Genomic DNA, 263 nt, shown 5'->3' on the forward strand with positions numbered 1-263 from the left:
GCCAGATCCTCCAGCTGCTCGGCCCGCACGGTGCGGTGCGCCCGCCAGCGGTCCATCATGACCTTGCGGGTTTCCCGGTAATCGACGCCCATCTGGTCTGCCACGGCCCGGGCCATCTCGCGAACCAGCGTCTCGAACAGGGCCACTTCCTTCGCGAGCGCCTGTCCCGATTGCCGCTGGACCTCTTCGGCCAGAAGCCAGAGCCCTTCGTCGCGCGCATTGTCCCGGCGCGCTTTCCGGGCCTGCTCTTCCTTGATCTGGAG

Annotated in this window: 1 pseudogene; it reads right to left on the bottom strand. The window is 67.7% G+C overall.

Going from position 1 to position 263, the window contains the following annotated elements:
• Positions 1-263 (bottom strand): annotated as a pseudogene (locus JI664_RS23695) (hypothetical protein); the annotation flags it as partial.

This window comes from Rhodobacter sp. NTK016B, from assembly GCF_017303295.1.
GTDB lineage: Bacteria > Pseudomonadota > Alphaproteobacteria > Rhodobacterales > Rhodobacteraceae > Pararhodobacter.